Annotated in this window: 10 protein-coding genes; 7 read left to right on the top strand and 3 right to left on the bottom strand. The window is 70.4% G+C overall.

What is annotated here, in order from left to right; genetic code table 11:
• Window positions 1–9: 9 nt before the first annotated feature.
• A complete protein-coding gene (locus tag ACLQ3F_RS27355) occupies window positions 10–987 on the bottom strand; it encodes a phosphatase PAP2 family protein (protein ID WP_425852268.1) in 978 nt (325 codons plus the stop codon).
• Between the two features lie 270 nt (window positions 988–1,257).
• Here ACLQ3F_RS27355 and ACLQ3F_RS27350 point away from each other — a divergent pair, with 270 nt between their 5' ends.
• On the top strand, window positions 1,258–1,764 hold the full coding sequence (locus ACLQ3F_RS27350) for a winged helix-turn-helix domain-containing protein (RefSeq protein ID WP_425852266.1): 507 nt from the start codon (window positions 1,258–1,260) through the stop codon (window positions 1,762–1,764).
• A gap of 73 nt (window positions 1,765–1,837) precedes the next feature.
• On the opposite strand, the gene ACLQ3F_RS27345 is transcribed toward ACLQ3F_RS27350, so the two are convergent.
• The gene (locus ACLQ3F_RS27345) at window positions 1,838–6,262 is read right to left on the bottom strand and encodes a S8 family serine peptidase (protein WP_425852265.1); all 4,425 of its coding nucleotides are present in this window, start codon (window positions 6,260–6,262) and stop codon (window positions 1,838–1,840) included.
• A gap of 195 nt (window positions 6,263–6,457) precedes the next feature.
• Here ACLQ3F_RS27345 and ACLQ3F_RS27340 point away from each other — a divergent pair, with 195 nt between their 5' ends.
• Entirely contained in the window at window positions 6,458–7,030 is a 573-nt protein-coding gene (locus ACLQ3F_RS27340) for a winged helix-turn-helix domain-containing protein (RefSeq protein ID WP_425852264.1), read from the top strand.
• A 13-nt stretch (window positions 7,031–7,043) separates the two neighbouring features.
• Here ACLQ3F_RS27340 and ACLQ3F_RS27335 read toward each other — a convergent pair whose 3' ends face one another.
• Window positions 7,044–7,934, bottom strand: coding sequence for an AurF N-oxygenase family protein (locus tag ACLQ3F_RS27335; RefSeq protein ID WP_357195899.1), 891 nt, complete (start codon window positions 7,932–7,934; stop codon window positions 7,044–7,046).
• Between the two features lie 48 nt (window positions 7,935–7,982).
• Between ACLQ3F_RS27335 and ACLQ3F_RS27330 the strand changes: the two genes are divergently transcribed.
• Genes ACLQ3F_RS27330 through ACLQ3F_RS27310 form a run of 5 tightly spaced genes read left to right on the top strand, consistent with a single transcriptional unit; the run spans window position 7,983 to window position 12,181 of the window.
• Complete coding sequence (locus ACLQ3F_RS27330) at window positions 7,983–8,711, top strand: TetR/AcrR family transcriptional regulator (protein ID WP_357258608.1); 729 nt, start codon at window positions 7,983–7,985, stop codon at window positions 8,709–8,711.
• Window positions 8,708–9,004, top strand: coding sequence for a DUF4873 domain-containing protein (locus ACLQ3F_RS27325; protein ID WP_425852260.1), 297 nt, complete (start codon window positions 8,708–8,710; stop codon window positions 9,002–9,004). Before ACLQ3F_RS27330 ends, ACLQ3F_RS27325 begins: the two co-directional genes overlap by 4 nt.
• Window positions 9,005–10,495, top strand: coding sequence for a flavin-containing monooxygenase (locus ACLQ3F_RS27320; RefSeq protein WP_425852259.1), 1,491 nt, complete (start codon window positions 9,005–9,007; stop codon window positions 10,493–10,495). It abuts the gene before it with no gap.
• Window positions 10,485–11,357 (top strand): SDR family oxidoreductase, encoded by an 873-nt coding sequence (locus ACLQ3F_RS27315; protein WP_425852258.1) that lies wholly within the window; start codon window positions 10,485–10,487, stop codon window positions 11,355–11,357. Before ACLQ3F_RS27320 ends, ACLQ3F_RS27315 begins: the two co-directional genes overlap by 11 nt.
• Window positions 11,354–12,181 (top strand): alpha/beta fold hydrolase, encoded by an 828-nt coding sequence (locus ACLQ3F_RS27310; protein WP_425852256.1) that lies wholly within the window; start codon window positions 11,354–11,356, stop codon window positions 12,179–12,181. The genes ACLQ3F_RS27315 and ACLQ3F_RS27310 overlap by 4 nt, the downstream gene beginning before the upstream one ends.
• The last annotated feature ends 64 nt before the right edge of the window (window positions 12,182–12,245 follow it).

Raw genomic sequence — 12,245 nt, 5'->3', positions numbered from 1 at the left:
AGTATCCCATCATGAGATCTTTCGGGTTTCGGTCGTCGACGGTGGCTGCGGAGGGCTCCGCGGGGAGAGCGGCACCGCGAAACCCGTCGACCGCACCAGGAACACCACCGCCCCCACCAGCGCCATCGTCGAGGCGGCCGCGGCCACGATGGCGATCAACAAGCCGCGCTGCACCGAGGCGGCCAGACCGGGCACGACCACCAGGAGCGCCCAGACCAGCACGACCAGCCCGACTGCCGCCTCGGCCAGCCTGCGCCAGAGGCTGCCGCCGTCCGAACCGCCTGTCGTGTCGCGGTCGCCGGACCAGGTCGCCAACGCTGCCGAGGCCAGGCAGAACAGGGTCACCCCCAGCAGTACGCCACCGAGCACGTCGCTGAACCGGTGCCAGCCCGCGATCATCGTGGCGGCGGCGATCACCGAGACCCCGGCCGCGCCCGGCGCCGCCAGCCAGCGCCGGGCCCACCCGGGCAGAACCAGCATGAACGCCAGCAGCAGGGCGGTCGCCGCCGCGACATGGCCGCTGGGGAAGCTGTTGTGGGTGGTGGAGCTCAGGACCTCCAGATCCGGACGGGGCAGCTCCGATTTCACCGCGCCGGCCAGCAGCACCGCGCAGACGACGATGCCCACACCGACGACACCCGCCACCAGCCGCCGGCGAAGCACACCCACCAGCAGCACCACACCGAGCACTGCCGCGATGAGGGTCGGACTGCCGAAGGTGGCCAGCACGGTCTTGGCGGGGCCCACCAGCACGGTCTGCTGCTCGTAGCCTCCGCCCCGCTCGGCGCGTGGCAGGAGAACCCCGTCCAGCCACTGCCCGGGGTACGTCCGCACGAAGACGGCGGCGGTGAGGGTCAGGGCAACCAGACCGGACAGCGCCGCCGCGAGCAGCCGAAGCCCCAGGGGCACCACGGCGCGGGCGTGGGGCAGCGGTCGCGCCGGACCGGGCGTCGACCGCCCGACGGAGTACAACGATCCGATGGACATGGCGACCATGCTCGCTTCGGCAGGTCCGTACCCCGTCCTCGGATTGTCTTGGTTCTGTCACAACCACCCCCACCGCTTCCGGAGAAGCGGATCGTCGGCGGTGTGGCCGGGCGGGCCCGGACGGCTCGATGGGATTCACATGCTTACATGCAACTATGTTTTACCCAGCCGAGATCAGCCACCACTAGGGTCAGGACGCCGATCGATGTTTCGGTCGGCAGTGCGAAAAATCCATCCGGAGCGAGTTGGGGAACCGGAAGGTGTTGGCAAATGCAGGGAACTCCAGTGGCCAGCCTGGTCATCGGCATCGCATCCTCGCCGGCCGAGCGGCGACATCTGGCCCGGCTGCTCGGCGGCAGTGACGCCTTCCTTATCGTCTCGACAGTCGACCAGGCACGAGACTTCCTCGGGGTGGTCGAGGCGCCTGCCGCCCCGGCTCCCCCGACCACCGCGGTGCTCGCCGAGGTGACACCGAGCCCACAGCCACCGCCACCGGATCTGGCCGTCGACTCGGACCGCCGGGTGCTGCGCTGGCGCGACCAGGAGATCGACCTGACCCGGTTGGAGCACGACGTCCTGCTCTGCCTGGTGCACGCGCCCGGTCAGGTCTGGACCTACGAGCGCCTGCACCTCGAGGTCTGGGGCAACCGGCACCTCGGCCGGGGCTCCGACATCCACTCGGTGGTCCGCCGGGTGCGCGGCAAGCTCGCCAGTCTCAACGCCGCGGCGACGATCCACTCGGTACGCGGCGTCGGCTTCCGGCTCGCGCCCGTCTGATCACCCCGGGCGCGGTCCGGCCCGCCTGGTCGGGGACCAGGCGGGCCGGACTTCTTCGGTTAGTGCTCAGGCGTCAGCACCTGATGGGCGCCAACCCGAAGTTCTCCACCGTCGGGGTGGCGGTGTCGATCCTGGTCTGACGGGTCTGCGGCTTCCAGCCGTCCTTGGCCACGATCATCGTGAGCGGGTTGTTGCGGCGGTCCACCCAGTAGGCGTACTTGCCCTCGGCATCGGTGGCGAAGGTGTACGACGCCGCCCACGAGTCGACCTGCACGACCGCACCGGTGAGCGGCGAGGTCGCACCCTGGCAGCTGGTGCCGGTGACCGTACCCATGAGCTTGCCCCAGGTCTTCGGGGGGTTCGCGGTCATGGTCACCGCGACCGGTGCCACCGAGTACGGGGTGTTCTCGGAGATCGCGACCGCGCCGGAGTAGGTGCCCGGCTGGTCCACGTTCGCCGTCAGACCGACGGTGACGGTGACCTTCGCACCCGGTGCGAGGGTGACCGCCGACTTGTCGATGGTCATCCAGCTGACGTCGGCCGCCGACTCGGAGCATCCCTCGAAGCCCGGGAGCACCTCGCTGTCCGGGGCCGCGTTGAAGCTGCCGGACGAGCCGCCGATCTTGTAGAAGCCGCACGCCGCGCCGCCGCGGTACCGCGCGGTGTTGGCGTTGGGCAGGTTGGACCACGAACCGGCGGCCGGGTCGAAGGCGAAGCCGGCGTTGCTGATGGCCCCGCCCTGCGAGCCGCCGACGACGAGGAGCTTGCCGCTGGCGACGGCGTACGAGCTGGCCCAGTTGTCGGCCGGCGCGTCGGCGACGGCGGTCCAGGTGTTGGCACCCGGGTCGAAGGCGTAGCTGGACTTCTGCGCGGCGGATCCGTCGTTGCCGCCGGTGCAGTAGAGGACGCCGTCGATCCCGCCGCAGGAGGCGAAGGCCACCGACTTCGGGTAGTTGGCCATCGTCTCCCACGTGTCACCGGTCGGGTCGTACCGGACGACGCTGTTCGACATCGGCAGACAGGCCGCCGTCGTGCAGCCACCGACCGCGTACAGCTTGCCGTCGACGACGGCCTGACCGGCTGCGGCCCGCGGTGCCGGGTTGTCGGCCAGTTCCGTCCAGGTGTTGGCCCCCGGGTCGTACGACCAGGTGGCGGAGTCCGGGCCGGAGTCGCCCCAGCCACCGCTGACGATGATCTTGCCGTTCACCACGCCCGCGGTCACCGCGTTACGCGCGCCGGGAAGGTCGGCGATCGCCGTCCAGGTCTGCGCGGCCGGGTCGTAGGCGTAGTTCTTGGTGGTGGAGGCCTCACCGTCGCCACCACCGATCGAATACACCTTGCCGTCCAGGTTCACCACCCGGTTGTCCATGATCGTGGCCGGGTAGTTGGCGATGTCGGTCCACGGCGCCGCCTGCGGGCCGGCCGCCGCGGCAGCCGCCTTGGCCTCCTTGCCGGACGCCTTGGCGGCGAACGACGTCGGTACGGTGAGCCGCTGCTCCGGCGCGCCGCTGGACCCGAGCACCTGCTGCCGGGTGACAGTGGAGCCGTCCGCCCGCAGGAGTTCGAACCCGTTGTCCCGCTCACCGAACTTGACCTCGACGGGCGCGCCGCCGGTGTTCGTCACAGTGAACGACTTGCTGGTCTTGCCGTTGGGCATCTGGAGCGTCGCGCTCAACTGCGTCGGCGTCACCGCCAGTCGACCGGCCGCGAGCTGGAAGTTCGCGGTGGTCGCCCAGTCGGCCTCGACGTCGACCTGCTTGGTCTGGCTGACGTAGTTGCCGGCGGTCGCCGTGAACGGGTGCTCGCCGGTCAGCGACGAGTAGATCCAGTAGAAGCCGTCGGCCAGCCCCGGGTCGTCCGGGGTCGCCACGGTGACGGCCTTCTCGGCGGGCCGGTCCTTGCTGGTGACGGTCGCGCCGTTGACGTAGCTGTCGTCGTTCTTGTCGCGGACGTTGCCGACGACCAGACCGCCGTCGACCGGCACGCAGAGGACCTGGCTGCCGATCAGGACGTTGTCGACCTCCCACCACCACTCGTACGAGGCGTCGTAGTAGTGGAACCGCACCTGCACCTGCGCCTTACCGGCCGCCTGCGGGATCGGGATCTCGGTCAGCTTCGGCCCCCGGACGTCCGTCTCCTGCCGGAGCACGTTGGTCCAGGTGGCACCGCCATCGATGCTGAGGTCCACGTCGGCGGTGTCGTCGTTGAGCTGGTTGAAGTCCTGGTTGAACCGGATGACCGGGGCCGTGACGCTGGTCAGGTCGACCACCGGGCTGACCAGCGAGGTGTCCTGGGTGGTGCCCGCCCCGTACGCGTCGCTGTCGATCATCGCGAAGTTGCCGCTGCCGCCGGTCAGGTTGCCCCGGTCGCCGTCGTCGGTGAACTTCCAGACCTGACCGCTGCCCGCGTTGTCGACGACGGTCCAGCCGGCCGGCGTGGTCGTGGCGTCGAAGGTCTCGTACTCACCGTCGGAGCCGTTCGTGTACCCGGGGGCGGTGGTGCAGGCATTGCTGTCCACCGGCACGGCGACGTTGGCGGTGACGTTGCCCGAGCCGACCACGACCTGCTTGGTGACGGTCTGGTAGCCCGGGTACTGCGGCTCGTACTTCAGGGTGTACGTCTGCCCGGCCGGCAGCTTGATGCTGTAGCGGCCGTTCGACGGGGTGGTGTGGTCGTAGACGCCGGACACCCCCGTCACTGTCACCTTGGCGTACAACGGCCAGCCGTGGCCGGATCCGTCGGTGACCGCTCCGGTGACGTTGACGCTCGGCACCGCCGTGAGGGCGACGTTGAGCGTCGTGGTCGCGCCCTTGGCGACCGTCGCCGTCTTGGTGGTGCTGCCGTACCCGAACGCCGCGACGGCGACCTGGTAGTCGCCGGCGGGAAGCTGGGTGGAGAACTTGCCGTCGGCACCGGTGGTCAGCTCACGCTCGGACGCGCCGGTGAGCGTCAGCGTCGCCCCGGCGATCGGGGCGCCGGAGGTCGCGTCGGTGACCGTGCCGGCCAGCGTGCCGATGTCGCCGGTCGGGGCGGCGTTGAGCAGGGCGAGGGCGTCCAGTCGGCCTTCGCCGTAGACGTTGTTGTCGGCGGCGGTGCCGCCACACTGGTCGTCGGCCTTGTCGATCGCGGCGCCGTTGAGCAGCGCGCGGGTCGCGTTGACGTCGCCGACCAGCGACGGCGCCGCCGAGTACAGCAGCGCGATCGCGCCCGCGAGGTGCGGTGCGGCCATCGAGGTGCCGCTGATGGTGCCGTAGGCGCTGCCCGGGATGCTCGACCGGACGTTCACGCCCGGCGCGGAGATGTTGGGCTTGATCTCGCCGTTCTGACCGACGCCGCGGGCGGAGAAGCCGGCGACGTTGTTGTTGACGTCGTACGCGCCGGTCGAGTAGTTGCTGGCGAGGCTGCCCGGCGAGCCACTGGTCTCGCAGGCCGGCCCGCTGTTGCCGTTGGACCAGGTGCCGAAGATCCCGGAAGCGGTCCAGGCGTCCGTCACGTCCTCCATGAACGGCTCGTTGGACGGGTCCCGGGTGCCCCACGAGTTGTTGATGATGTTCGGGCGCTTGCTCGCGTCCGCGTTCTGACCGTTGAGGTCCAGCGGTTCGAGCATCCACTGACCAGAATTGATCAGCGCGGCGTCACTGGGGCAGCAACCGTTCGCCGCGATCCACTTGACCCCGGGGGCGACACCGATCTGGTTCGCGCCGTCGGAGCCGGCCATGGTGCCCATGGTGTGCGTACCGTGGCCGTCGCCGTCACAGGGGGCGGTGGCGCAGGCCCCGGTCGCGTTGGCGGCGTTGAACCAGTTGTAGTTGTGGTCGAACGTCCCGTCGCCGTTGTTGCCGCGGTAGGAGTTCACCAGCGCCGGGTGGTTGAACTGCACACCGGTGTCGATGTTCGCGATGGTGATGCCCTCGCCCTTGACGCCGTACTGGGACCAGACGTCGTCGGCGTTGATGTTGGCGATGCCCCACTCCAGGGCGTTCACGGTCTTCTCGTCGGTGCCCTTGGTCGTCTCCGGCACCTTGTACGAGACCGGGGCGTAGAGGCCCTCGACCTCCGAGTATCCGGCGAACTTCTGGGCCATCGCGAGCGAGCCGCTGTTCACCTTGATGGCGTTGGTGGCCCAGAAGGTCTGGTACTTGGTGCCCGAGCTGTCGAGGTCGGCCCGGATCTTGCCCTGGCTCGCGGCGGCCGTCTTGCGCAGCGCGTCCGCCACCGCCGTGCCACGCTTCGACCAGTCCTTGATGGCGCTGGCCTTGCTCAGGTCGGCCCGGTCCTTGAACCGGATCCAGAAGTCCCCTTCACTCTTGGCCTGGAGCTGCTTCGCGAGCTCCGGTCGGATCTTGTCCCCGGTCTGGGCGCCCGCCCCCATCGCACCGCCCGGCGCGGCCTGCGCGCCCGAGCTGATCGTCGCCAAGCATGTCGCGGCGAGGATCGTCGCCGCGCCGGCGCTGACCAGTGATCTGGCCGCGCGCCGCCATTGTGGACGTCTGAACATCGGTGCTGCCTCCCTCAGAACGACCCAGGGTGTAATGGGCCATGGTGGACCTCCCCCATGCACCGCGCGGGTCACGCCGGTTGCCCGAGTGGACACTATGATCGAGAAGAACGGACGATCAAGAACTTGCCGTGAGCAACTTGTCGCTAAGAGTTGCCCTGGCTGGCGGCGTGCTTGCCAATCATTGTCAGAACCATGACGAGAGCTGGGCAGGGATGCCCATCGATCCCGGGCGGTGCGGTGGCCGAGGACGACGAGGCAACGGTGAACAGGGGTTATTCGGCCGACGAGCCGTTCCCACTGCTCATCGCGGTGACCCCGTCGCCGGCTGAGCGCATCCGGCTCGCGGAGCTTCTCGACGGCATCGCACCGCTGCTGCTGGTCGCCGACCTCGACGAGCTGCGCCGGCTGATCGCCGCCCCGCAGCAGGCAGCCGCCCCGTCCGAACCGACCCCGGTCGCCGCCCTGGTGATCGACTCGGCCCGCTCCAGCGCCCGCTGCGGTAACCGTGAAATCGACCTCACCCGCCTGGAACACGACCTGCTGACCTGCCTGATCACCGAGCCGGCCCGGGTCTGGAGCTACGCCGAGCTGCACCGGTCGGTCTGGGGTGACGAGGGACGCGAACGCAAGGCGGACGTACAGTCGCTGGTCAAGCGGCTGCGGCGCAAGCTGCACGACCTGGGCACCAAAGCCACCATCGATGTGGTGCGCGGTGTGGGGCTGCGGCTGACCGATCACCAACAGGCGCGGGTCGAACGGGCCTGACCAGGACGTCGGGTCAGATCAGCCCGGCCCGGGCCCACAGCAGACGCCCCGGCCCAGCGACCAGGCCAACGTCCGCCAGGTTGGCGTGCACCCGCGCCGCGGACCAGCGCAGCGTGGCACGCCAGTGCGGGTTGGCGCGGGCAGCGGCCCGACCGACCGCCGGCGGAATGCCCACCGCCGCGTACACGTCGGGATGGACCAGGCGATTCGCGATCGTGTGGGCTGCGCGACCGACCAGCAGCCGGGCGTACGCCATACCCACCGGACCGGTGGCCGCGACCGCGGCGGCCAGCTCCTCGCGGGCGAACCGGACGTGTCGCGCCTCCTCCACCACATGGATGCGGGACACCATCCGGATGAGCGGCTGGAGTGACTCATCCGCCATGATCTCGCGCTGGAACGCGTCGAGGATCTCCTCCGCGATGAGGATCGCGGCGTACATCCGAGGGCCGCTGGCGGTCGCCTTGAGAAACCGCCCGAGGTGGTGGTCGACAGTGCTCGCGCGGTAGACCGGACAACCCATCGCCTCGATCAGCCGGCCGAACATGATGGAGTGTCGGCACTCGTCGGCGACCTCGGTCAACGCGTACTGGGCCTGCCGGCTGGTCGGGTCGGCGCGGTAGTACTCCCGGATCAGCATCTGCATGAGGATCGTCTCGAACCACAGCCCGGCGCTGGCCGCGCTGGCCACCTCGTGCCTGGTCAGCTCGACGCGCTGCTCCTCGCTGAGCTGGTCCCACAGCGTCGTGCCGTAGAGGCTGCTGCGCTGTGGCGGAAGCCAGTAGGCACCGGGGGTGTGCGGGGCGTCCCAGTCGATCTCGACGGTGGGGTCGTAGCTGGTCCGCAATGAGGACGTGAGCAGGCGCTCGGCGACTGCCGCACGCCCGGTTTCCGCCGCCTCCATGGCTCCTCCATATTGACGTGACGACCAGTAACTGTTACGAGTAGTAGCATGCAACCGCCGCGCACCGGTGTCAATGCGTCCGACCCGCCTGCCACACCCCCCGACGGCAGCCCGAAAGCGAAGGGCAACGGCCGCCGGGACCGCTGGGCAGACCATCGTGAGCAACGACGGCAGCAACTGGTCGGTGCCGCCGTGCAGGCGCTGCTGCGGCACGGGCCGGAGGTCGACATGGAACAGGTGGCCGCCGCCGCGGGCGTCAGCAAACCGGTTCTGTACCGCTACTTCGCCGACAAGTCTCAGCTCTGGGTCGCTGTCAGCGAGGTGGTGGCGGCCCGGGTGGTCGACGCCATCGCGCCCGCCGTCGAACAGGTCCGCGAGGAACGTGACCTGGTCGAAGCGACGATCGACGCCTACCTGGGCGTGATCGAGTCGGAGCCGAGGCTCTACCGGTTCCTCATGCACCAGTCCGGCGACCCCGGCATCCACCAGGTGATCGCCGGCACCAGCCGGCAGGTGGCCGCCGGGCTCGCCCGGGTGATCGGCGACCGGCTACGCACGCTGGGCCTGGACGCCGGTCCCGCCGAGCCCTGGGCGTACGGCCTGGTGGGTTTCGTGCAGGCGGTCGGCGACTGGTGGACCACGCACGGCCAGCCGATCAGCCGGGCCGCCCTCACCGACTACCTGACCGCCCTGCTGTGGAGCGGCATCGAGGGGGTACGGGCCAGCGCCGACCTGCCGCACGAGCTGACCCGCGCCCACGAGCGGATCGTGCCGTGAGCTACCACGGCCCGGCGGGTGTCGAGGGCACCACGGTGCGGGTGCACCTCAGCGGGCGGTGGGAGCCGGTCGACGGCCGCTTCCACTGGGGCGGACGGATCGAGCCCGAGCCACGGGTGGCCCATCTGCTGCGCTCCGGCCGGCGCGACGTCGAGGTGCGCATCGCCGACCGCGTCCGGGCGGCCCGACTGGCCGAGGTCGATCCGTGGGGCGGCGTACGAATCACCGGCGTGGGCGATCCGCCCTGGCCGCCGATGGCCGACCCGACAGCGCCCGAGCTCATGGAGGAGTGAATGGAGACAGATGTTGCCATCATCGGCGCCGGCTTCGGTGGCCTGGGCGCCGCCATCCGCCTACAGCGGGCCGGGTTCACCGATTTTGTCGTCTTCGACCGGGGCGAGGACGTCGGCGGCACCTGGCGTGACAACAGCTACCCGGGCTGCGCCTGCGATGTCCCGTCGCACCTCTACTCGTTCTCCTTCGCCCCCAACCCCGGCTGGTCGAACACCTTCTCCAGCCAGCCGGAGATCTGGGACTACCTGCGCGGCTGCGTCGACCGCTTCGGCATTCGTCCGAGGTTGCGGTTGCGCCACGAGGTACTGGAGGCGAGGTGGGACGACCAACGCCAACGCTGGCTGCTGCGCACCTCGGGCGGCGACCACAGCGCCCGGGTCCTGATCTGTGCCGCCGGCCCGCTCAGCGACCCGGCCATCCCCGACCTGCCCGGGATCGAGGAGTTCGCCGGCACCGTGTTCCACTCCGCCCGTTGGCGGCACGACCACGACCTGACCGGCCGGCGCGTCGCGGTGATCGGCACCGGCGCCTCGGCCATCCAGTTCGTGCCACAGATCCAGCCGACGGTCGAGAAGCTGACGCTGTTCCAGCGCACTCCCGCCTGGATCATGCCGAGGTTGTCGCGCCGGATCAGCGGGGTCGAGCAGGCCGCGTTCCGCAGCGTGCCCGGTGCGCAGCGGGCCGCCCGGGCAGGGCTTTATCTGCTACGCGAGAGCATGGGCCTGGGCTTCCTGCACCCGACGGTCAACCGCCTCGTCTCGCGCCGGTCCCTGCGTACGCTGCGGCGTCAGGTTTCCGATCCGATCCTGCGGGACAAGCTCACCCCCCGCTACGCGATGGGCTGCAAGCGAGTGTTGATCTCCAACGACTACTGGCCGTCGCTCACCCGGCCGAACGTCGACGTGGTCACCGCCGGCATCGCCCGGATCGTGCCGGACGGTCTCGTCACCGACGACGGCGTCCACCACCGGGCGGACACGATCATTCTCGGGACCGGCTTCCACGTCACCGACTCCCCCGTCGTCCGACGCATCCACGGTCGGGGTGGGCGCAGCCTGGCAGATGCGTGGACCCCCAGCATGCACGCGTACCGGGGCACGACCATCGCCGGCTTCCCCAACCTGTTCTTCCTGCTCGGCCCGAACACCGGGCTCGGGCACACCTCGGTGGTGCTGATGATCGAGGCCCAGCTGCGTCTGGTGCTCGCGGCCCTGCGTCACATGCGGGCCAGGGGCATCCAGGCCATCGAGCCCACCGCGCAGGCGCAACGACGCTGGACCGAGCGGGTCGACCAGAAGATGGCCGGCACCGTCTGGCAGACCGGCTGTTCGAGCTGGTACCTCGACGCGACCGGCCGCAACACCACCATCTGGCCGGGCTTCGCCACCAGCTTCCGGATGAGGCTGCGCCGGTTCCGCCCGGCCGACTACATCGCCTCGACCGGCAGCACCCCCAACGAACCGGAGCGGGAGCACGCCGATGCGGTATGACCTGGAAGGCAAGGTCCTGTTCATCACCGGCGCGGCGCGCGGCATCGGGGCGCGACTGGCCCGCGAGGCCGTCGGCCGCGGGGCCCGCGTCGCCCTTGTCGGTCTGGAGGGCGAGCTGCTCGAACAGCTCAGCGCCGACCTCGACGCGCACTGGTACGAGTGCGACGTCACCGATCAGGCGGCGTTGGACGCCGCAGTGGCATCCACAGTGGACCGCTTCGGTGGCATCGACGTCGTCGTGGCCAACGCGGGCATCGCGAACCTCGGCACCGTCGCCGTCGGACCGGTCGACGCGCTGGTCCGTACCGTCGAGGTGAACCTCTGCGGCGCGATCCGCACGGTCAGCGCGGCGCTGCCGCACGTCACCGCCGCTCGTGGCCACGTCCTGATCGTCTCGTCGGCCGCCGCCTTCACCGCGATGCCCGGGATGGCCGCCTACTGCGCGTCCAAGGCGGGCGTGGAGCAGTTCGCGAACGTGCTGCGCCAGGAGACCCGCCCGCGCGGCGTCACCGTCGGCACGGCGCATCCGATCTGGATCGACACCGACCTGGTCCGCGACATCCAGGACGACCTGGCGTCGTTCCGCGCCACGCTGCGCCGGCTGCCGTGGCCGTTGAACACCGTCGTACCCGTCGAGCAGTGCGTCGAGGCCCTGCTCCACGGCATCGAGCGCCGCCGGCGCAAGGTGTACGTGCCACGGTCGCTCGCCCTGGTGCAGGCGCTGCGGCCGGTGGTGCTGAGCGGCCTCTCGGACGCGTTGATCACCCGTTTCGGCGGCCGGACGATGGTCGACCAGATGGAAGACGAGGTGCGCCAGCTCGGGCGTTCGTTCGGCCGGACATCGGTGGGAGAGCGGTCGTGAGCATCCACTTCCGGCGTGCGGGCAGCGGAGAGCCGCTCGTGCTCATCCACGGCATCGGTCACCGCCATCAGGCGTGGGAGCCGGTGTTCGACCGGCTCACCGCCCACCACGAGGTGATCGCGCTCGACCTGCCCGGCTTCGGGAACTCTCCGGTGCCCGACACCGGCATGCCCGCCGACATGGCCGCCACCGTGGCCGGGGTCCTGCCGGCGCTGACCGAGTGGGGGCTGGATCGTCCGCACGTCGCCGGCTACAGCCTCGGTGGGGCGATCGCCCTGGAGCTTGCCGCCACCGGGGCCGTCGCCTCGGCCACCGCCTTCTCCCCCGCCGGCTTTTTCACTCCGGCGGAGCGCCGCCGGGCGCTGGCCATCCTCCGGATGCTGCGGGCCAACTCGTACCTGCCCACCACGATCATGCGGGTCGCACTGCGCTCGGCGTACCTTCGGGCGTTGTGCTTCGCGCCGCTGATGGCCCGCCCGACGCTGCTGGATGTCGAGCGCGCGCTGGGCGACGCGCTCGCCCTGCGACGCGGGGTCGGCTTCAACGCCGTGGCCCGAGCCGCCCGCGACTATCGCCTCGACTGCCTTCGTCTGTCCGACGCGACGGTGCCGGTGACCATCGGCTGGGGGGACTGCGACCGGATATTCGGCGTCCACCAGGCCGAGCGGGCCCGTGCGGGCCTACCGGCGGCACGGGTGGTGACGCTGCCCCGTTGCGGGCACGTGCCGATGAGCGACGACCCGGATCTGGTCGCCGCGCTCATCCTGGAGACCACCGGCGCCGTTCCCCGCACCGAGCGACCGGACCCGTCGGTCTCCGTCTAGCGCCGCACGTCAGGAAGATCAGGGTCGGGCCGCCACCTCCGTACCCGCGTTTTGCGGTAATGAC

This window comes from Micromonospora sp. DT15, assembly GCF_049841475.1.
Lineage (GTDB): Bacteria > Actinomycetota > Actinomycetes > Mycobacteriales > Micromonosporaceae > Micromonospora.
This window is presented reverse-complemented; position numbering and strand designations above follow the sequence as displayed.

What these genes read in the sequence shown, in the direction of transcription:
- ACLQ3F_RS27355 (WP_425852268.1), bottom strand. Translation starts at nt 987, where the DNA reads ATGTCCATCGGATCGTTGTACTCCGTCGGGCGGTCGACGCCCGGTCCG.
- ACLQ3F_RS27320 (WP_425852259.1), top strand. Translation starts at nt 9,005, where the DNA reads ATGGAGACAGATGTTGCCATCATCGGCGCCGGCTTCGGTGGCCTGGGC.
- ACLQ3F_RS27335 (WP_357195899.1), bottom strand. Translation starts at nt 7,934, where the DNA reads ATGGAGGCGGCGGAAACCGGGCGTGCGGCAGTCGCCGAGCGCCTGCTC.
- ACLQ3F_RS27350 (WP_425852266.1), top strand. Translation starts at nt 1,258, where the DNA reads ATGCAGGGAACTCCAGTGGCCAGCCTGGTCATCGGCATCGCATCCTCG.
- ACLQ3F_RS27315 (WP_425852258.1), top strand. Translation starts at nt 10,485, where the DNA reads ATGCGGTATGACCTGGAAGGCAAGGTCCTGTTCATCACCGGCGCGGCG.
- ACLQ3F_RS27330 (WP_357258608.1), top strand. Translation starts at nt 7,983, where the DNA reads ATGCAACCGCCGCGCACCGGTGTCAATGCGTCCGACCCGCCTGCCACA.
- ACLQ3F_RS27345 (WP_425852265.1), bottom strand. Translation starts at nt 6,262, where the DNA reads ATGTTCAGACGTCCACAATGGCGGCGCGCGGCCAGATCACTGGTCAGC.
- ACLQ3F_RS27340 (WP_425852264.1), top strand. Translation starts at nt 6,458, where the DNA reads ATGACGAGAGCTGGGCAGGGATGCCCATCGATCCCGGGCGGTGCGGTG.